Consider the following 17,226-nt stretch of genomic DNA (forward strand, 5'->3'; position numbering starts at 1 on the left):
GGGGAACAGTGGTGGGCAGCCTCACTCTCACAGACCTCGTCGAGGTCGATCTCGGCAAGCTGGGCACGGCCGTCGCGGACTGGAAGAGGGCGGCCGACAGCCTCAAGAAGCTGGCGCGCAGCGCCGACGACGGCATGTACGCGAAGTCGGAGCGTGCGCGGTGGAGCGGTGACAACGCGACGGTGACCCGCGACTTCGTACGCAAGACGAAGAAGGAGTTCGCCGACGCGCAGGCTCAGGCCGAGACCACGTACCAACTCCTCGACGACGCCCACACCGAACTCGTCGACATCCAGAAGAAAGTGAAGACCGCAGTCGGCGCGGACGCGGCCAGTCTCGGCTGCAGGATCGAGGACATCAGCGGTGGGGCGGTCCGCTGGTTCTTCCCGCATGTACGGGGCGACACTGACGAGCGCACCCAGGCGCAGCTGGATGCGGCCCAGGCGCTGGCCGACCGTGTGACCTCACTGATCGGGCACGCGGCGGAGATCGACGCCTCGGTGGCGAGGGCGCTCGGCAAGTCGCACGGCAACGACCCGAACAACTTCGGGCACAAGAACTACGACTCGCTCGACGCGGCGCAGGAGGAGCGCGCGAACGAACTCGCGCACAAGAGCCTGGACCTCTACAAGCAGGGCAAGGAACTGTCGGAGGCTGAGCTCAAGGAGCTCAGCACGATCCTCAAGTACAACGCCGACGACCAGCCCTTCGCCACTGCGCTCTATCGCGACCTCGGTCCCGAGGGCGCGCTCAGGTTCCAGGCCCAGATCTCGCTCGACGGCACCGCCGAAGGCGGTACGCAGCTTCAGCTCGCGCGCACGATCCAGGACAGCATGGGGGTTGCCCTCGCCACCGCGCAGCCGAAGCTCGGGGACGAGTACACCCAGGAGCTGATGAAGCTGGGCCGCAGCAATCTGGACCTGGAGATGCTGGGCAACCGTGTCGAGCCCAAGGGCTACCAGGTCCTCGGTACGCTGCTTCGCCATGGCACGTACGAGAAGGACTTTCTCGACAAGGTCGGCAACGACATGATCGCGTACGAGCGGGAGGGTAACGCCTGGTCCCGCGTGGACGGCAGCTACGCGCTCATGAAGGGCTTCGGCCTCAACGCCGACGCGACCGGGGGAGCCGGCTGGGACCCGCTCACCGGGCTGCTCGAGGCGTACGGCCGCAACCCCGACGCCTCCACCGCCTTCCTGCAGGCGAGCGTCGCGGGGCCCGGCGAGAGCATGACCAACCTCGACTATCTGATGGGCATGGGCTCGGACGGCAAGGGCGAGGGCGCCCGCACGTGGATCCCCGACGCGACCTCACCGATCACCGCGGGTGAGGACAAGGTGTTCGGCAAGGACGCGCTGGGGCACGCGCTGGAGGCGGCGACGACGGGGATGCCGTTCGATCACGGGCCGATGTCCCCGCACCCGGAGCACACCCCGGAGCGCCAGGCCATCATGGAGAAGGTGATCAACTCGCTGGCCGCCGACCCCAAGCTGATGGACGACAAGATGGCCGACAGCATGGGACGCATGGCTGGCGAGTACATGCCCGAGATCAACAACACGCTGCGGCAGGGCGACACGTTCGCGGACCTTTACGGTCATCCGCAGGGCTTCGACACCATGGCGACCGTCGAGTTCCTGGACGTGCTGGGCAGGAATCCGGAGTCGTACGCCGAGGCGGCCCTCGGGGCGGAGAACTATTCGGCGTCCTTGATGAACGAAGTCGTGAAGCACCCGGACAAGTTCACCGGCACTCCGGCGGAGAACCTTCAGAACATCGCCTTCGGCACGGGCTCCATCGAGGGCATCCTGGGCGGCGCGCGGCACGACGAGATCGTCACCGGCGGGCAGTTGAGCGACAAGGAGTACAACGAACAACTGCAGAAGCGTGCCGACATGTTCAACCTGGGCTTCAGCGCGACGGTCGGTGCGGTGACCGACCAAGTCCCCGTGGCGGGGGAGATCATCAGTGGCGTCACCGAGATGGTGGTCGGAGAGATGGTCGAGGGAGCCGAGCGGAACACGGCGGCGGAGACGGCGGACGAGGCGGGGAAAGCGTCGTTCGAGGCCGAGCGGAACGCCACCGAGCAGGCGCGTAACGGCCTGTCCGTGGCAGGCATTCCGGCCGGTGCCAACGAGGTCGATCTACGCAGGAGCGTGGAAGAGCAGTCGAAGCTGGGCTTTGGCTACGGCGACGACCTGCAGAGACGCGCAAAAGACTTCTACAAGCGCAACCCTCCGGAGTAGGTGAAGCATGTCGGTGACGGGTCTGTCAGTGAGGGGCAAGGTCCTTTCCCTTGTGGCGGTGCTGGTGGTCGCCGCCGCGGGGCTCGGAGTATGGCTCTGGGCCGGCGACGACAACGGGGAGGCCAAGCCGCTGAGCGCGCCGGCCAAGCCATGTTGGGACGGGACGCCCAGTCGGGAGTCGATGCAGAAGCTGCTTGGGCCAGGGAAACAGCTGTTCGTTCATAAGTCCCCGTACAAGGTGATCGAGGATCACTCCCTCACCTACTGCTCCTACGATGCCCAGGGCGACGACGGCGTGGAGTCCTTGCTCTCGGTGAACCTCAGTTGGCGCGAGGCGCTGCCCAAGCCGCCCGAACCTCTGGCCGCCGGCGCTCGCCCTGACGAGAAGGTGACGGCGTTCGACGCCGGGGTGCGTGCCTACTACCTGCGGTCCACGAACCGGCTCTTCTTTCAGTGTGATCTGAACCTGCCGAAGGGCACTCCGGAGTACATCCTGAACGACAAGTACGTGATGGTGGACGTCATGGCATACCCGATGGACTCCGCCCACCTCAATGCGAAGCAGGCCCGCGAAATCGGCCTCGACCTGCTGCTAGAAGTCGCCAACAAGGTCGCGGACGAGGCGGGTTGCACCAATGACACCAACCTGCCGACGTCCGCCCCGCAGGTCGGCGACGCGAACTGGCCCGGCTACCCGTAGGGGGGTGCCGGGGGCGACTCGGTCTCAGTCCGTGGTTGGCCGGCCCGGTCGGCCGAGCAGGGACAGGGTGAGGATCGAGGTGCGGGTGATCAGGGCGGCGAGGAGGATCGTCGCGAGGCCGTCCACCTCGAGGGGGAGCATCTTGCCGCCCAGCCAGGACAGCAGCCACCAGATCAGGGCGTCCTGGACGAAGCCCGCCGCCGCGAAGGCCAGCAAGGCCGGGGCGGGGACGCGCTCGGAGGGGCCTATGTGGATCAGCTGTGTGAGGACGGCGACCACCAGGCCCCCGATCGCGATGGAGAGGCCCACGTCCGCGGCCTCCTTGCCCAGCGTGACGCCCGGCAGCAGCGCGCCCGAGAGGGCAACTCCGGCGACGGCGCCCAGCCTGCGTCTCATGCCTGTATCAGTCATGGGCGGACTCTGGCACAGGCGATGCGATCGTGTGAAGATCCTATGGAGGCCGTGATCGGATTCGAACCGACGTAACTCGCTTTGCAGGCGAGCCCCTCAACCACTCGGGCACACGGCCGTGTTGTGCATGAGTACGACCGTAGGGCGGGGCGGGGGAGGGGCTCAAGGAATCCGGGCGGGCCGCAATGCGACTGCCATACGGCGTTCACAAGGGGCCGCGGTCGTACGACCAGGGGACCAGGCCGGACCCGACTCCGGACAGGGGCCATCTGGTGCTACGCCTCTTACGCTGGGGCCATGAGCGCCCTCGAACCCCGCGACGCCGACGTCGCGCCGAACACCACCGTCGCCGCCCCCGCGGGCGGCGCCTCCGTGCTCGACCGGGAGCACCGGGCGCTCAGCATCGGCATCGTCTCCGTCGTCCTGCTCATCGCCTTCGAGGCGACCGCCGTCGGCACCGCCATGCCCGTCGCGGCGCGCGAGCTGAACGGGATCCCGCTGTACGCCTTCGCCTTCTCCGCGTACTTCACCACCAGCCTCTTCGCCATGGTCCTCTCCGGGCAGTGGTCCGACCGCGGCGGGCCCCTCGCCCCGCTCACCGCCGGCATCAGCGCCTTCGCCGCCGGGCTGCTGCTCTCCGGGACCGCCGGCACGATGTGGCTGTTCATCCTCGGGCGGGCCGTGCAGGGGCTGGGTGGAGGGCTGGTGATCGTCGCGTTGTACGTGGTGGTGAGCCGGGCGTACTCCGAGACCCTGCGGCCCGCGATCATGGCCGCGTTCGCGGCGAGTTGGGTCGTCCCGTCCGTCGTCGGGCCGCTCGCCTCCGGGACGATCACCGAACATCTGGGCTGGCGCTGGGTCTTCGTGGGGATCCCCGTTCTCGTCGTCTTCCCGCTCGCACTCGCTCTGCCCGCCATACGCCGTACCGCCTCCGGGCCCGCCGACCCCGCCGCGCCCCTCCCTCCGTACGACCGGCGGCGCATCCGGCTCGCGCTCGGCATCTCGGCGGGCGCGGGGCTGCTCCAGTACGCCGGGCAGGAGCTGCGCTGGCTCTCCCTGCTGCCGGCCGTGGCCGGCGCGGCGCTGCTCGTGCCCGCCGCGCTCGGGCTGCTGCCGCGCGGGACGTACCGGGCGGCGCGGGGCCTGCCGTCCGTGGTGCTGCTGCGGGGTGTCGCGGCGGGGTCCTTCATCGCCGCCGAGTCCTTCGTGCCGCTCATGCTCGTCACCCAGCGCGGGCTGAGCCCCACGCTCGCGGGTCTGTCGCTCGCGGTCGGCGGCGCGACGTGGGCGCTCGGCTCCTGGATCCAGTCCCGACCGTGGACGGAGCCGTACCGCGAACGGCTTGTCGTGCTCGGGATGCTGCTCGTCGCTGCGGCGATCGCGACCGCGCCGACCGTCCTGATCCCCTGGGTGCCCGCCTGGACGGTCGCCCTCGCCTGGGCGTGGGGCTGTCTGGGCATGGGCCTGGTGATCGCCTCGACGAGCGTGCTGCTGCTCAAGCTCTCGGCCCCGGAGGAGGCGGGCGCGAACTCGGCGGCCCTGCAGATCTCGGACGCACTCTCGAACGTGCTGCTCCTCGCGGCGGGCGGCGCGGCGTTCGCGGCGCTGGGCGGCGGGACGGTGGGCCACGCGACCGCCTCCGCCTCGGCGTCGCATCCGGTCGCCTTCGCGGCGGTCTTCCTGCCGATGGCGGGGGTGGCCTTGGTGGGGGCGTGGGTCGCGACCCGTTTGAGGGGGCCTCAGCCAAAACCGGTCGCTCAGGCGGGCACGCGGCCCTAGGGGCGATGTTCGGCGAGAGCGCGTACACCGACCCGTACGAGAGAGCCGCCGCGCTCCTGCACGCCCTCGCCACCAACCACCCCTTCGTCGACAGGAACAAGCGCGCGGCCTGGCTCTCGGCCGCCGCGTACCTCGGGGTCAACGGAGTCGATCTCGCCGACGCGGACCACGACGAGGCATACGACCTGGTCATCGACGTGGCCAGTGGCGAGTGCGCGGACATTCCCGGCATCGCGCGCCGGTTGCGGGAGTTGTGAGGACCGTCTCACGGCGCCCCGTCACGGCCTCGTCCGTCCCGTCCCCCGGCGACCGCACCGGTAGGGTGGCCCGGTTGTCATACCTGGACGAGCGTCGAACCGGAGACCGTGACTACCACCGCCACCTCCTCCCATCACCTCTCTCCCGCCTTCCCCGGCCGGGCCCCCTGGGGTACCGCGAACAAGCTGCGCGCCTGGCAGCAGGGCGCCATGGAGAAGTACATCCAGGAGCAGCCCCGCGACTTCCTCGCGGTCGCGACGCCCGGCGCCGGAAAGACCACCTTCGCGCTGACCCTCGCGTCCTGGCTGCTGCATCACCACGTCGTGCAGCAGGTCACGGTCGTCGCCCCCACCGAGCACCTGAAGAAGCAGTGGGCCGCCGCCGCCGCGCGGATAGGGATCAAGCTCGACCCCGACTACAGCGCCGGGCCGCTCAGCAAGGAGTACCACGGCGTCGCCATCACGTACGCCGGTGTCGGCGTGCGCCCCATGCTCCACCGCAACCGCTGCGAGCAGCGCAAGACCCTCGTCATCCTCGACGAGATCCACCACGCCGGTGACTCCAAGTCCTGGGGCGAGGCCTGCCTGGAGGCCTTCGACCCGGCGACCCGGCGCCTCGCCCTGACCGGTACGCCCTTCCGGTCGGACACCAACCCCATCCCCTTCGTCACGTACGAAGAAGGGAACGACGGGATCCGGCGGTCGTCGGCGGACTATACGTACGGATACGGCAACGCCCTCGGCGACGGCGTCGTGCGACCCGTCATCTTCCTCTCCTACAGCGGCAACATGCGCTGGCGCACCAAGGCCGGTGACGAGATCGCCGCCCGGCTCGGCGAGCCCATGACCAAGGACGCCATCTCCCAGGCCTGGCGCACCGCCCTCGACCCGCGCGGCGACTGGATGCCGAACGTCCTGCGCGCCGCCGACCAGCGCCTCACCGAGGTCCGGAAGGGCATCCCCGACGCCGGCGGGCTCGTCATCGCCTCCGACCAGGACTCCGCCCGCGCCTACGCCAAGCTCATCCGCGAGATCACCGGCACCAAGGCCACCGTCGTCCTCTCCGACGAGGCCGCCGCCTCCAAGCGGATCGACGAGTTCAGCGAGAACAACGACCGCTGGATGGTCGCCGTCCGCATGGTGTCCGAGGGCGTCGACGTGCCCCGCCTCGCCGTGGGTGTCTACGCGACGACGATTTCGACTCCCCTCTTCTTCGCGCAGGCCGTCGGACGTTTCGTACGTTCGCGCAGGCGCGGCGAGACCGCGTCCGTGTTCCTTCCCACGATTCCGAATCTCCTCGGCTTCGCCACCGAGATGGAGGTCGAGCGCGACCACGTCCTCGACAAGCCCAAGAAGGACGGCGAGGAGGACCCGTACGCCGAGTCCGAGAAGGAGCTGGCGGAGGCCGAGAAGCAGCAGGACGAGGACACCGGCGAGCAGGACATGCTGCCCTTCGAGGCGCTGGAGTCCGACGCCGTCTTCGACCGCGTGCTCTACGACGGTGCCGAGTTCGGCATGCAGGCCCACCCGGGCAGCGAGGAGGAGCAGGACTACCTCGGCATCCCCGGGCTCCTCGAACCCGACCAGGTGCAGCTGCTCCTCCAGAAGCGGCAGGCCCGGCAGATCGCGCACAGCCGCAAGAAGCCCGACACCGAGGCCGATCTGCTGGAGCTGCCCGCCGAGCGGCGGCCTGTCGTTTCGCACAAGGAGCTGCTTGAGCTGAGGAAGCAGCTCAACACGATGGTCGGCGCGTACGTCCACCAGAGCGGCAAGCCGCACGGCGTCATCCACACCGAGCTGCGGCGGGTGTGCGGCGGGCCGCCGAGCGCGGAGGCGACGGCGGGGCAGATCCGGGAGCGGATCAAGAAGGTTCAGGAGTGGGCCACGCGGATGCGGTGAGTCCGGATGCGCTGAGTTCTGGGTGCGGTGAGTCCGGAAGCCCGTGGGCCCGTACGTGAGTGTGCGTACGGGCCCGCTCCGTTCCCGCACGTTTGTGGCACACGACAAAGCCGGTCTTGTCCCTCGATGTCATGCGACCGGCCGACTTACATCTCGAACCGGCCGTATCCGGTCGCTCGCGCCCGGATTCTGGACGAGGTCTTCCGCTGAGCGGAGTGGCTCGCTAATGTCCCCGCAATGCAAACGCCCCGTGGCAGCGCCGCCGCGGAGCGCAGCCGGTGCGCATGGCCTGCCGGCGGCCTCTGACGTGCGTCGCCGCGGGACCGGCGCCGCTGCTCTCGTTTGAAGGTCCGCCGTCACTCACTCCGAAGGAGAGGGCGTCGTGACCGCGGAAACCTCCCAGACGCTCGACCGGGGCCTCAGGGTCCTCAAGTTGCTCGCCGACACCGACCACGGCCTGACCGTCACCGAGTTGTCCAACCGACTCGGTGTCAACAGGACCGTCGTCTACCGTCTGCTCGCCACACTCGAACAGCACGCGCTCGTACGACGAGACCTGGGCGGTCGCGCCCGGGTGGGCCTCGGCGTGCTGCGGCTGGGCCGCCAGGTCCATCCGCTGGTACGGGAGGCTGCGCTGCCCGCGCTGCGCTCGCTCGCCGAGGACATAGGGGCGACCGCCCATCTGACCCTCGTCGACGGGGCGGAAGCGCTGGCGGTCGCCGTCGTCGAACCGACCTGGACCGACTACCACGTGGCCTACCGGGCCGGGTTCCGGCACCCGCTGGACCGGGGCGCGGCGGGCCGCGCGATCCTCGCGGCCCGGCAGGGCAGCCTGACCGAGCCCGGCTTCACGCTGACCCACGGCGAGCTGGAGGCGGGCGCGAGCGGCGCGGCGGCCCCGCTGGTCGGCGTCACGGGCCTGGAGGGCAGCGTGGGCGTCGTGATGCTCGCGGACGCGGTTCCGGAACGGGTGGGGCCGAGGGTGGTCGACGCGGCCCGGGAGGTCGCGGACGCGTTGCGCTAGGGCGCGCGGCAACCCACTTCACCCCCGTGTGGGCAATCGTCCCGCTGGGGCGGGACGGGTGGGCACACGGGACGGCGCCCTTGCGGGTGCGTTCCGCTCATGGGCCCGACCCGCACCCCGAGGCCGTTGCGCTGTACAGGGCCCTGGGGTGGGCGTAGGGGCACGGGGCGGAGGCGCCCGCAAGGGCGCCGTCCGTTGTGCCCACCCGTTCCGCCCCAGCGGAACGTATGCCCACAACGGGGGGGGCGGGGGCCCGGCGCGTGGGTTCAGGCGCTGCCCACCAGCAGGGACCCCAGGGCCGTTCTGCGGTGTTCCACCGACCTTCCCGCCCGTGCCGTCGTGATCAGGCCCGCCCCCCGTAGTGCCGACGCGTGTGCCGAGGCCGTCGCGTTGCTGATGCCGAGGCGGCGGGCCAGTGATGTCGTCGTGTGGGGGGTCGTGAGGGCGCGGAGGAGTTCGAGGCGGGTGCGGCCCAGGACCGCCGCCAGGGACTCGTCCGTGCCGGGCGCCGCGTCCGGTGTGAGCGGCAGGCCCGGGCCCGCCGCGTACGTCACGGCCACCGGCCGGTCCGGGAGATCCTGGACCAGCGGGTGGCCCGTCCAGTGGAAGCTCGGCAGCAGGACCAGGCCGCGTCCGTCGAGCGTGATGTCCCGCTCGACCGGCGAGGCGGGAGTCGCCCACTCCCAGACGCCGTCCCGCAGCCGCGTGCCAGGGACCAGGGCCGGCAGGGCCGCGCCGACGCCGTGTTCGGCGACCGTCAGAGCCTGCCGGGTGAACTCCGCCCGGTGCAGGTCCCGTACGAGCGGCCACACCGGCGCCAGGACGCTCTCGAACGCCGCCCGCTGCGCGCGCCGCAGCACGCGCCGCGCCCCCGCGTCGCCCCGGTGGAGCTCGCGGATCCAGAGCGGGGACGGCCGCCCCGCGTAGACCCGCTCCAGCTCCGACCGCACCAGCTCCGGCCGCGCCGCCTCCACCAGGTCGAGGCCCTCGGCCAGGGTCTCGCCGAGCACGTCGAGGAAGAGCGGCGGATCGCCCGCCGGTACGAGATCCCCGAGCGGCGCCACGGCCTCCGGCAGCGAGCGCAGCACCCGCCGTCGCCAGCGTCCGAAGAGCAGTTCGTCGCCGCCGCGGAACATCATCATGAAGGCCGCGTTCAGCTCCTGCACCGGCGCCGGCCGGGCGGCGAACCGCACCCGGGCGAAGTCCTCCGCCGTGAAACGGATCCGGATCACCGCACAAGCCTTTCGGTCATGGCCTCAACCTTCGCCCGAGGCCCGCACCCTGCACCAGCCTGTCCGCCATGAACCCCATGAACCGACGGACCGTCACCAAAGCCGGTCTGCTCGCCGCCGCCCTGGCGCTCGCCCCCACGACCGCCGCCCGGGCGGTCGCATCCGCCGCGCTCCGGCTGCCCGCGCCCACCGGCCCGTACAAGATCGGCGCCACCGTCCTCCACCTCGTCGACCCCTCCCGTAACGACCCCTGGGCGCCCGCGATCGGCGTACGGGAGGTCATGGTCACCGTCCTCCACCCGGCCCGTACCGTCCGCGGATATCCGCGCGCCCCGCAACTGACCCCGGCCGCCGCGGAACGCTTCACCGAACTCGCCCCTTGGATCCGTCCCGGCCTGCCCGCCGCCGGCGTCGACTGGGCGGCCACGCTCACCCACACCCACCTCGGCGCCCCCGTCGCACCCGGCCGCCGGCCCGTACTCCTCTACAGCCCCGGCGGCGGCGACGCCCGCACCATGGGCACCTCGCTCGCCGAGGAACTGGCCGGCCACGGCTGGGTCGTCGTCACCGTCGACCACCCGGGCGACGCGAGCGAGGTGGACTTCCCCACCGAGCGGCCGGGGCGCGACAAGGTGCGCCCCACCGTCTTCCTCGGGCCGCCCGACGCCGAGCAGCTCCGCACCATGATCGACACCCGGCTCGCGGACATCCGGTTCGTCCTCGACCGGCTCGAAGCCCTGGAGGGGCCCCTCGGCCGCGCCATGGACCTCGGGCGGGTCGGGATCTACGGGCACTCGGCCGGTGGCACGACCGCCGCGCAGAGCCTGTACGACGACCGGCGCATCGCCGCCGCCGTGAACATGGAGGGCTACCTGGACCGGGTGGACGGCGAGCTCTTCCCGGTGGCCCGGGACGGTGTCGACCGGCCGCTGCTCCTGCTCGGCACCGACGGCTTCCGCGACGCCCGGCTCGACCGCTCCTGGGGCGCGCTGCTCGCCCACCCCGGGGGCCGCGTCCGCCGGCGGGAGCTCGACGACGCCGATCACTGGGTCTTCACCGACTACGCCTCCCTCGTGCCGCAGCTGCATGCCGCCGGCCTGATGACCACCGCCGACCGGGTCGGCATGGTCGGCGCGATCGATCCGAAGGCGGCCGTGCGTGCGGTGCGTCACCAGGTCCGGTCGTTCTTCGGCCGTCGGCTGCCGGTGGTGGGTGCCCAGTAGATTGGGGGCGTGCTCACCAGTCTCACGCGCAACCGTGCGCTCGCGCTCTGCGCCCTGCCCGTCGCCGCGCTCTTCGCCGTCGTCGGGCTCGCGCCGTTGCCGTACGCCATCGCCTCGCCCGGCAGGACGGCCGACGTGCTCGGCGCCGTCGACGGGCGCCCGGTGATCACGATCAGCGGGGCACCCGTCCACGAGACGGAGGGCAAGCTGCTGATGACCACCATCGTGGCCACCGGGCCCAGCGTGGACAACGACTTCGCCGACCTCGCCGACGCCTGGTTCCGTACCGACCAGGCCGTGCTGCCGCGCGACTCCGTCTACCCTCCCGGCAAGTCGGACGTCGAGGTGGAGAAGCACAACCTCGGGCAGATGAAGGAGTCGCAGGACGCCGCCACCCTGGCCGCGCTCGGCTATCTGAAGCTCGACCCGAAGGACGTGAAGGTCACGCTCCACCTCGCCGACATCGGCGGGCCGAGCGCCGGGTTCCTGTTCTCCCTCGGGATCGTCGACAAGCTCGACGACGGCGGCGACGGCGACGGCGGCGCGGACGGCGACCTCACCGGCGGCCGGACCATCGCCGGTACGGGCACGATCGACCCGAACGGCACGGTCGGCGCCGTCGGCGGGGTCTCGCTGAAGACCCAGGCCGCCGCGCGGGACGGGGCGACCGTCTTCCTCGTGCCGAAGGCGGAGTGCTCCGACGCGCAGGCGGAGCTGCCGAAAGGGATGCGGCTGATCCCCGTCTCGACCCTCAGCGACGCGGTGTCCTCGCTCCGGGCGCTGGAGCAGGGCCAGGAAGCGAAGGTCCCGAGCTGCTGACACTCCGGGCCGCGGTGTCCATCTCGCGCCAGGACGGGAAGACCATCGGGGCGAGCGTGGCCAGGACATAGATCCCGCCCAGCGTGAGCAGCGCCGTCACCAGACCGGACCGCTCGACGAGTTGCCCGGCGGCGAGGCCCCCGAGCGGGGTCGCCAGGAGCACCCCGGCCGTGGTCACACCCAAGACCCGGCTGCGCAGTCCGTCCGGGACCACTTCGTACATCACCGTGGTCAGGATCGGGTTGAGCACGCCTGCCCCGAACCCGCCCGCCGCCATGGTCACGAGCAGCGGCAGCGTGGTGTCGGTGAGCGCGGCCACGGCGTACGGCGGCGGGCCGCAGAGCACGAAGCCGGCTATGAGGACGGCCCGGCGCGGGAAGCGGTGGCCGACCGCCCCGTACGCCAGCGCTCCAAGGAGTGCGCAGCCGCCGAAGACGGCGACGAGCAGGCCGAGGGCGGCAGGACCGCCGAGGGTCTCCCGGGCGTGGACGGGCAGCAGGACCGAACTCCAGGCCAAGCCGAGGCCGTTGGTGACCATCACCATCAGGACGACGCCGAGCAGCAGCCGGGAGCGGAGCACGAAGGCGTATCCCTCGCGCAGTTCCGCGCGGTAGCCGGTCAGCGAGAAGGGTGCCGGGTCCCGCCGGGGCGCGGCGGCGGGCACGCCCCGCAGACCGGCGAGGACCAGCAGGGCGGAAAGGCCGAAGGTGGCGGCGTCCAGGAGCAGGACGGTGTCCGCGCCTATGACGGCGATGAGGACGCCCGCCAGGGCGGCGCCGGTCATCCGGGCGCCTCGGAAGACGGCGTCGGAGAGGCTCGCGGCGCGGGAGAGCGGGGTCCCGGCGTGGCGGGCGAGGTCGGGGATCAGGACGGAGCGGGCGGTCTCGCCCGGGGCGTGGAAGAGACCGGTCACGGCCATCAGCGCGCACAGCATCCAGAACTCGAGCAGGCCGGCGCGGTGCAGGAGCGGAATCGCGGCCAGCGCGAGGGCGCAGACGAGGTCGGAGGCGACGCTGATCCGGCGGCGCCCGACCCGGTCGATGACCGGGCCGCCGACGAGCGCGGAGACGACGACGGGGACGGCCGCGCAGAACGCGACCAGGCCCGCCTTGCCGGGGCTGCCCGTGGTGTCGAGGGCGAACCACGGGACGCCGATCAGGGTCAGCGCGTTGCCGGTGATGGAGATGGCGTTGGCGGCCAGGACGGTGGCCAGTGGAGCACGTCCCCCCGGCGTGCTCATGCGGCGAGCGGGTGCGGTCGGGCGGTGGCGGGGACGGCGAGGCGCAGCCCTAACGCGACGAGTGTCCAGCCGACTTGGGCGCGGACGGAGGCGCGGACGGACGAGGTGCGGGGGAGTGCTTCGGCAGCGGCGCGGTGGAGTTCGGCGGCCTGGAGGTGGTGGAGCTGAAGGTGGATGTCGGCGTGCATGGCGGCAGGGGTCCCTTCAGGAGAGCTTCTGCGGGAAGGCATGCAGATGGACGCGGACGCGTTCGGTGTCGGCCGGGGTGGCCGCCGCGTAGCTGTTGATCAACTCGTGGATCTTGCCGCCGAGTTCGCGTAGCTGCTCGGGGGTGATGTGGAGGGTGAAGTCGCTCATGTCGGAGGCCCCGACCCAGGACTCGTCCCAGTCGTCGCGGGTCGCGATCCAGGTGGAGAGCTCCTGGCTGTGGATGGTCGCGATCTCGTGCATGTACACGTTGATGGCGCCGCGGGTCTCGGGGTCGCTGTGCTGGTAGAGCGACTCGTCGAAGGCCGTGCCGTGCTGGGAGGCCTTCCACCAGCGCTCCCGGCCCTTGCCCCGCTCCGGATCGTCCTCGACGAAGCCGTGCGCGGCGAGCTGGCGCAGGTGGTAGCTGGTGGCCCCGCTGGACTCGCCGAAACGCTCGGCGAGCTGGGAGGCCGTGGCGGGGCCGTACCGGCGCAGCGCCTGGAGCAGACGGATGCGCAGGGGGTGGGCGAGGCCCCGCAGTGAGTGCGGGTCGAGGGTGCGCTGGATGCGCTCCTCGAGGGGGGTCTTGGGGAAGCTCTTCTGTGGCTCGGGTTCGGACATGGCTCAAGCGTAGAGTTCCAAAGAACCTGTTGCAAGACTCTCTTTGCAACTAGTTCTTTGGAACTCCGGCCGGCCCATCCTCCGCCGCCTGCTCCACCAGCGGGATGATCCGCAGTGGCACCGGGTTCTCCATCACGATCGCCGTCGACGCCCGCACGATGCCCTCGAAGCCGACGACCCGGTCGATCACCCGCTGGAGGTCCGCGTTGGAGCGGGCAACCAGGCGGCAGAGCATGTCGCCGTGCCCGGTGGTCGTGTGCAGTTCGAGCACCTCGGGCACGGTCGCCAGATGGCCCCGTACGTCCGCGCCCATGCCCTGCTTGATCTCCAGGGTCGCGAACGCGGTCACCGGATAGCCCAGCGCCGCCGGGTCGACCTGCGGGCCGAACCCGCGGATCACCCCCTGCGCCTGGAGGCGGTCCAGGCGCGCCTGCACCGTCCCGCGCGCCACGCCCAGCCGGCGCGAGGCCTCCAGGACCCCGATCCGGGGCTCCTGTGCGAGCAGCACGATGAGCCGGCCGTCCAGATGATCGATCGCCATGGCGACCTCCCCATGGTCATCCTGTACAAGTATCCCGTCCATACTGACCGGTCGCTGTGCATATTGCCCAGTCCTGAGGCGAACTATTGCGCAGCTTGCCGATCGGCGGGACTCTGCCGTCATGACTGAGACCATCGATCACACCCCTTCCACGGCGCGGCAGGCCGATCCCTTCCCCGTGAAGGGAATGGACGCGGTCGTCTTCGCCGTCGGCAACGCCAAGCAGGCCGCGCACTACTACTCCACGGCCTTCGGCATGAAGCTCGTCGCGTACTCCGGACCGGAGAACGGCAGCCGCGAGACCGCCAGTTACGTCCTGACGAACGGCGCCGCCCGCTTCGTGTTCACCTCCGTCATCAAGGCCTCCACCGACTGGGGCCGCTTCCTCGCCGAGCACGTCGCCGAGCACGGCGACGGCGTAGTCGACCTGGCGATCGAGGTGCCCGACGCGCGCGCCGCGTACGCCTACGCCGTCGAGCACGGCGCCACCGGCATCGCCGAGCCGTACGAGCTGAAGGACGAGAACGGCACCGTCGTCCTCGCCGCCATCAAGACGTACGGCCAGACCCGCCACACCCTCGTCGACCGCTCCGGCTACGACGGCCCCTACCTGCCGGGCTTCGTCGCCGCCGACCCGATCGTCGAGCCGCCGGCCAAGCGCACCTTCCAGGCCATCGACCACTGCGTCGGCAACGTCGAGCTCGGCATGATGAACGAGTGGGTGGCCTTCTACAACAAGGTCATGGGCTTCACGAACATGAAGGAGTTCGTGGGCGACGACATCGCGACCGAGTACTCGGCGCTCATGTCGAAGGTCGTCGCCGACGGCACCAAGAAGGTCAAGTTCCCGATCAACGAGCCGGCGATCGCGAAGAAGAAGTCGCAGATCGACGAGTACCTGGAGTTCTACGGCGGGCCGGGTGTCCAGCACATCGCGCTGGCCACGAACGACATCGTCGCCACCGTCCGCACCATGCGCGCGGCCGGTGTCCAGTTCCTCTCCGTCCCGGACTCGTACTACGACACCCTCGGCGAGTGGGCCGGCGAGACGCGCGTGCCCGTCGAGACCCTGCGCGAGCTGAAGATCCTCGTCGACCGCGACGAGGACGGCTACCTGCTGCAGATCTTCACCAAGCCGGTCCAGGACCGCCCGACCGTCTTCTTCGAGATGATCGAGCGTCACGGCTCCATGGGCTTCGGCAAGGGCAACTTCAAGGCCCTCTTCGAAGCGATCGAGCGCGAGCAGGCCAAGCGCGGCAACCTGTAGCACCCGGCCGTACCCCGAGCGAGCGCCGGGCAGTGCTCCGGCGCCCGCGGGGGTGGCGCCGGAGCACGCCCCCTTCCCCCCGCCCCGTTGTGGGCATTCGTTCCGCTGGGGCGGAACGGGTGGGCACAACGGACGGCGCCCTTGCCGGGCCCAGGCTCCCGGTGCGTACGGTGCCCACGGGTGCGGCGCCGTTGTCGGGTTGTGCCCACCCGTCCCGCCCAGCGGGACGATTGCCCACAACCCCGGGGCGGGGGCGGGTTGCCTGGCTAACTCGGCTGCGGCAGGTTCGCCGGCTCCGCCGGCGCCGGCGGTTCCGGGCGTAGTTCCTTCGGGAGTTCGTCCGGGGGGTCGCCCAGTGCCGCCAGCGCCTCCTGGGCCATCGGGGCGAGGAGCGGGGAGAAGTCCGGGTTGGTCCGCAGCGCCTCCGCCAGGTGGCGGCGGGCCGGGCCGTGCTCCTCCAACGCCCGCTCGATCTCCCCCCGGTGGTACGAGAAGAGCGCGCTGCGCAGCCCCTCGTCCGTCGCCCTCCTCGCGTACTCCAACGCCTCCTTCGGCTCCCCGGACCGGAACAGCGCCCACCCCAGCGCGTCCGCCACCTGCACCGACCGGTGCCCGCGCGCCCACTCCGCCGTCAGCCGCCGCACCGCCGCGGCCGGGTCGCCGTGGTCCGCCTCGAACAGGCCCAGGACGGCCTCCGCGCCGACCCAGGTCCGCGTCCGCAGCAGCTCGTACTGGGCCTGCGCGTCCCCGTCCAGGCCCAGCGACTCGTAGAACTCGCCCGCCTCCAGGACGTACTCCGGCCGCGGCAGCCGCGCGAGCGCCGCCCGGTAGTCGAGCAGCCCCTCGTCCGTGCGGCCCAGCGCCGCCAGCGCCCGCGCCCGCCCCGCCAGCGACGGACCGTGATCCCGTACGAGACCCAGCGCCGTCCCGTACTGCGCCACCGCCTCCGCCGGCTCGCCCCGCTCCCACGCCAGATCCCCGAGCCGCGCGAACGCCGCCGCCCTGTCCGCTGCGGTCTCCGCCCGCGCCACCGCGTCGTTCGCCGCCGCCGCCGCGTCCTCGCGCCAGCCCCGGTTGCGGTACATCTGCGCCGCCCGCGCACTCACCGCCGCGCCCGAGTGCAGCTCCTCCAGGGAAGCCATCGCCTTCTGGGCGGACGTGTAGTCGCCGAGCCCGTTGTACGCGTCGATCAGCAGCGGGTACACCGGCCAGCGCTTCGGGTCCTCCTTGCGGACCGCCTCGCCCCACGACCGCGCCGTCCGCCAGTCGCCCCGCGCGTTGGCCAGGGCGCCGAGCCCCAGCTGCGCGTCGAGGTTCCCGCGCGCGGCCGGCCGTACCTCGAGCGAGCGCTTCAGGGCGCGTTCGGCCCGCGGGTAGTACGCCGGGTCGCCGAGCCGCGTACCCCGCTCCGTGTACGCCGCCCCCAGCACCGCCCAGGACGCCTCGTCGGCCGGATGGTCCTTCAGCCACTTCTCGCGGTCGCCGATCAGGGCGGCCAGGTCGGGCAGCGAAGCCTGCGCACCCGCGTTCGCCGCGATCACCGCCCGCTCGGCCGGACCGGGGGCGGACCGGGCGCCGCCGCCGAACAGACCCGGTGCGAGATCGGGGGCGTACAGCAGCGCCGTCGCCGCGAGCACCGCACCCACCCCCGCCGCCAGGACCGACCTCGACACGTTCTCCGTCTTCATGCCGCTCACTGTGCGCCCCTCCGCGCCTGTACGAAGAGCACACGAAGAGCCGGGACCGGCGGGTTCACACCGATGGCCCCGGGTGCCAGG

16 protein-coding genes and 1 tRNA gene are annotated in these 17,226 nt (G+C 71.5%); 9 read left to right on the plus strand and 8 right to left on the minus strand.

Features of this window, described 5'->3' with window-relative positions:
- The first annotated feature begins 11 nt into the window (after positions 1-11).
- Together ACZ4VI_RS28185 and ACZ4VI_RS28190 are read left to right on the plus strand one after the other, a co-directional pair.
- On the plus strand, positions 12-2,246 hold the full coding sequence (locus tag ACZ4VI_RS28185; protein ID WP_468003677.1) for a hypothetical protein: 2,235 nt from the start codon (positions 12-14) through the stop codon (positions 2,244-2,246).
- A gap of 7 nt (positions 2,247-2,253) precedes the next feature.
- Positions 2,254-2,946, plus strand: coding sequence for a hypothetical protein (locus ACZ4VI_RS28190; RefSeq protein WP_468003678.1), 693 nt, complete (start codon positions 2,254-2,256; stop codon positions 2,944-2,946).
- Positions 2,947-2,970: 24 nt separating this feature from the next.
- Here ACZ4VI_RS28190 and ACZ4VI_RS28195 read toward each other — a convergent pair whose 3' ends face one another.
- Positions 2,971-3,342, minus strand: a complete 372-nt coding sequence (locus ACZ4VI_RS28195; protein ID WP_468003680.1) for a hypothetical protein — start codon at positions 3,340-3,342, stop codon at positions 2,971-2,973.
- A gap of 58 nt (positions 3,343-3,400) precedes the next feature.
- Positions 3,401-3,475, minus strand: a tRNA-Cys gene (locus ACZ4VI_RS28200).
- 179 nt (positions 3,476-3,654) lie between these two features.
- Here ACZ4VI_RS28200 and ACZ4VI_RS28205 point away from each other — a divergent pair.
- The 4 genes from ACZ4VI_RS28205 (at position 3,655) to ACZ4VI_RS28220 (ending at position 8,316) form a co-directional block, all read left to right on the plus strand.
- On the plus strand, positions 3,655-5,136 hold the full coding sequence (locus ACZ4VI_RS28205; RefSeq protein ID WP_468003681.1) for an MFS transporter: 1,482 nt from the start codon (positions 3,655-3,657) through the stop codon (positions 5,134-5,136).
- A 5-nt stretch (positions 5,137-5,141) separates the two neighbouring features.
- The gene (locus ACZ4VI_RS28210) at positions 5,142-5,393 is read left to right on the plus strand and encodes a type II toxin-antitoxin system death-on-curing family toxin (RefSeq protein ID WP_468003683.1); all 252 of its coding nucleotides are present in this window, start codon (positions 5,142-5,144) and stop codon (positions 5,391-5,393) included.
- 108 nt (positions 5,394-5,501) lie between these two features.
- Positions 5,502-7,292: a DEAD/DEAH box helicase gene (locus tag ACZ4VI_RS28215; RefSeq protein WP_468003685.1), complete on the plus strand. Its 1,791-nt coding sequence runs from the start codon at positions 5,502-5,504 to the stop codon at positions 7,290-7,292.
- 382 nt (positions 7,293-7,674) lie between these two features.
- The gene (locus ACZ4VI_RS28220; protein ID WP_468003687.1) at positions 7,675-8,316 is read left to right on the plus strand and encodes an IclR family transcriptional regulator; all 642 of its coding nucleotides are present in this window, start codon (positions 7,675-7,677) and stop codon (positions 8,314-8,316) included.
- Positions 8,317-8,582: 266 nt separating this feature from the next.
- Here the strand turns inward: ACZ4VI_RS28220 and ACZ4VI_RS28225 are convergent, their stop codons facing one another.
- Positions 8,583-9,548, minus strand: a complete 966-nt coding sequence (locus ACZ4VI_RS28225) for an ArsR/SmtB family transcription factor (RefSeq protein ID WP_468003689.1) — start codon at positions 9,546-9,548, stop codon at positions 8,583-8,585.
- A gap of 77 nt (positions 9,549-9,625) precedes the next feature.
- Here ACZ4VI_RS28225 and ACZ4VI_RS28230 point away from each other — a divergent pair, with 77 nt between their 5' ends.
- Together ACZ4VI_RS28230 and ACZ4VI_RS28235 are read left to right on the plus strand one after the other, a co-directional pair.
- Positions 9,626-10,771 carry an alpha/beta hydrolase family protein gene (locus tag ACZ4VI_RS28230; protein WP_468003943.1) on the plus strand — a complete coding sequence of 382 codons (1,146 nt, stop codon included), beginning with the start codon at positions 9,626-9,628 and terminating at the stop codon, positions 10,769-10,771.
- Positions 10,772-10,780: 9 nt separating this feature from the next.
- A complete protein-coding gene (locus ACZ4VI_RS28235; RefSeq protein ID WP_468003691.1) occupies positions 10,781-11,590 on the plus strand; it encodes a S16 family serine protease in 810 nt (269 codons plus the stop codon).
- Here the strand turns inward: ACZ4VI_RS28235 and ACZ4VI_RS28240 are convergent.
- The 4 genes from ACZ4VI_RS28240 to ACZ4VI_RS28255 are packed head-to-tail and all read right to left on the minus strand — an operon-like array spanning position 11,523 to position 14,181.
- Positions 11,523-12,830, minus strand: a complete 1,308-nt coding sequence (locus ACZ4VI_RS28240) for an MFS transporter (RefSeq protein ID WP_468003693.1) — start codon at positions 12,828-12,830, stop codon at positions 11,523-11,525. The genes ACZ4VI_RS28235 and ACZ4VI_RS28240 overlap by 68 nt on opposite strands.
- A complete protein-coding gene (locus ACZ4VI_RS28245) occupies positions 12,827-13,018 on the minus strand; it encodes a hypothetical protein (protein WP_468003695.1) in 192 nt (63 codons plus the stop codon). Before ACZ4VI_RS28245 ends, ACZ4VI_RS28240 begins: the two co-directional genes overlap by 4 nt.
- A gap of 16 nt (positions 13,019-13,034) precedes the next feature.
- The gene (locus ACZ4VI_RS28250) at positions 13,035-13,640 is read right to left on the minus strand and encodes a helix-turn-helix domain-containing protein (protein ID WP_468003697.1); all 606 of its coding nucleotides are present in this window, start codon (positions 13,638-13,640) and stop codon (positions 13,035-13,037) included.
- A gap of 49 nt (positions 13,641-13,689) precedes the next feature.
- Positions 13,690-14,181, minus strand: a complete 492-nt coding sequence (locus tag ACZ4VI_RS28255) for an Lrp/AsnC family transcriptional regulator (RefSeq protein ID WP_468003698.1) — start codon at positions 14,179-14,181, stop codon at positions 13,690-13,692.
- A gap of 121 nt (positions 14,182-14,302) precedes the next feature.
- Between ACZ4VI_RS28255 and hppD the strand changes: the two genes are divergently transcribed.
- Entirely contained in the window at positions 14,303-15,448 is a 1,146-nt protein-coding gene (gene hppD, locus ACZ4VI_RS28260) for a 4-hydroxyphenylpyruvate dioxygenase (protein WP_468003700.1), read from the plus strand.
- Between the two features lie 266 nt (positions 15,449-15,714).
- On the opposite strand, the gene ACZ4VI_RS28265 is transcribed toward hppD, so the two are convergent.
- Positions 15,715-17,136: a tetratricopeptide repeat protein gene (locus ACZ4VI_RS28265; protein ID WP_468003702.1), complete on the minus strand. Its 1,422-nt coding sequence runs from the start codon at positions 17,134-17,136 to the stop codon at positions 15,715-15,717.
- Positions 17,137-17,226 lie beyond the last annotated feature (90 nt).

Source organism: Streptomyces sp. NPDC029169, assembly GCF_055563935.1.

Coding starts and splice junctions, on each gene's coding strand:
- ACZ4VI_RS28240 (WP_468003693.1), bottom strand. CDS start 12,830: ATGAGCACGCCGGGGGGACGTGCTCCACTGGCCACCGTCCTGGCCGCC.
- hppD (WP_468003700.1), top strand. CDS start 14,303: ATGACTGAGACCATCGATCACACCCCTTCCACGGCGCGGCAGGCCGAT.
- ACZ4VI_RS28195 (WP_468003680.1), bottom strand. CDS start 3,342: ATGAGACGCAGGCTGGGCGCCGTCGCCGGAGTTGCCCTCTCGGGCGCG.
- ACZ4VI_RS28265 (WP_468003702.1), bottom strand. CDS start 17,136: ATGAAGACGGAGAACGTGTCGAGGTCGGTCCTGGCGGCGGGGGTGGGT.
- ACZ4VI_RS28210 (WP_468003683.1), top strand. CDS start 5,142: ATGTTCGGCGAGAGCGCGTACACCGACCCGTACGAGAGAGCCGCCGCG.
- ACZ4VI_RS28245 (WP_468003695.1), bottom strand. CDS start 13,018: ATGCACGCCGACATCCACCTTCAGCTCCACCACCTCCAGGCCGCCGAA.
- ACZ4VI_RS28250 (WP_468003697.1), bottom strand. CDS start 13,640: ATGTCCGAACCCGAGCCACAGAAGAGCTTCCCCAAGACCCCCCTCGAG.
- ACZ4VI_RS28255 (WP_468003698.1), bottom strand. CDS start 14,181: ATGGCGATCGATCATCTGGACGGCCGGCTCATCGTGCTGCTCGCACAG.
- ACZ4VI_RS28190 (WP_468003678.1), top strand. CDS start 2,254: ATGTCGGTGACGGGTCTGTCAGTGAGGGGCAAGGTCCTTTCCCTTGTG.
- ACZ4VI_RS28230 (WP_468003943.1), top strand. CDS start 9,626: ATGAACCGACGGACCGTCACCAAAGCCGGTCTGCTCGCCGCCGCCCTG.
- ACZ4VI_RS28205 (WP_468003681.1), top strand. CDS start 3,655: ATGAGCGCCCTCGAACCCCGCGACGCCGACGTCGCGCCGAACACCACC.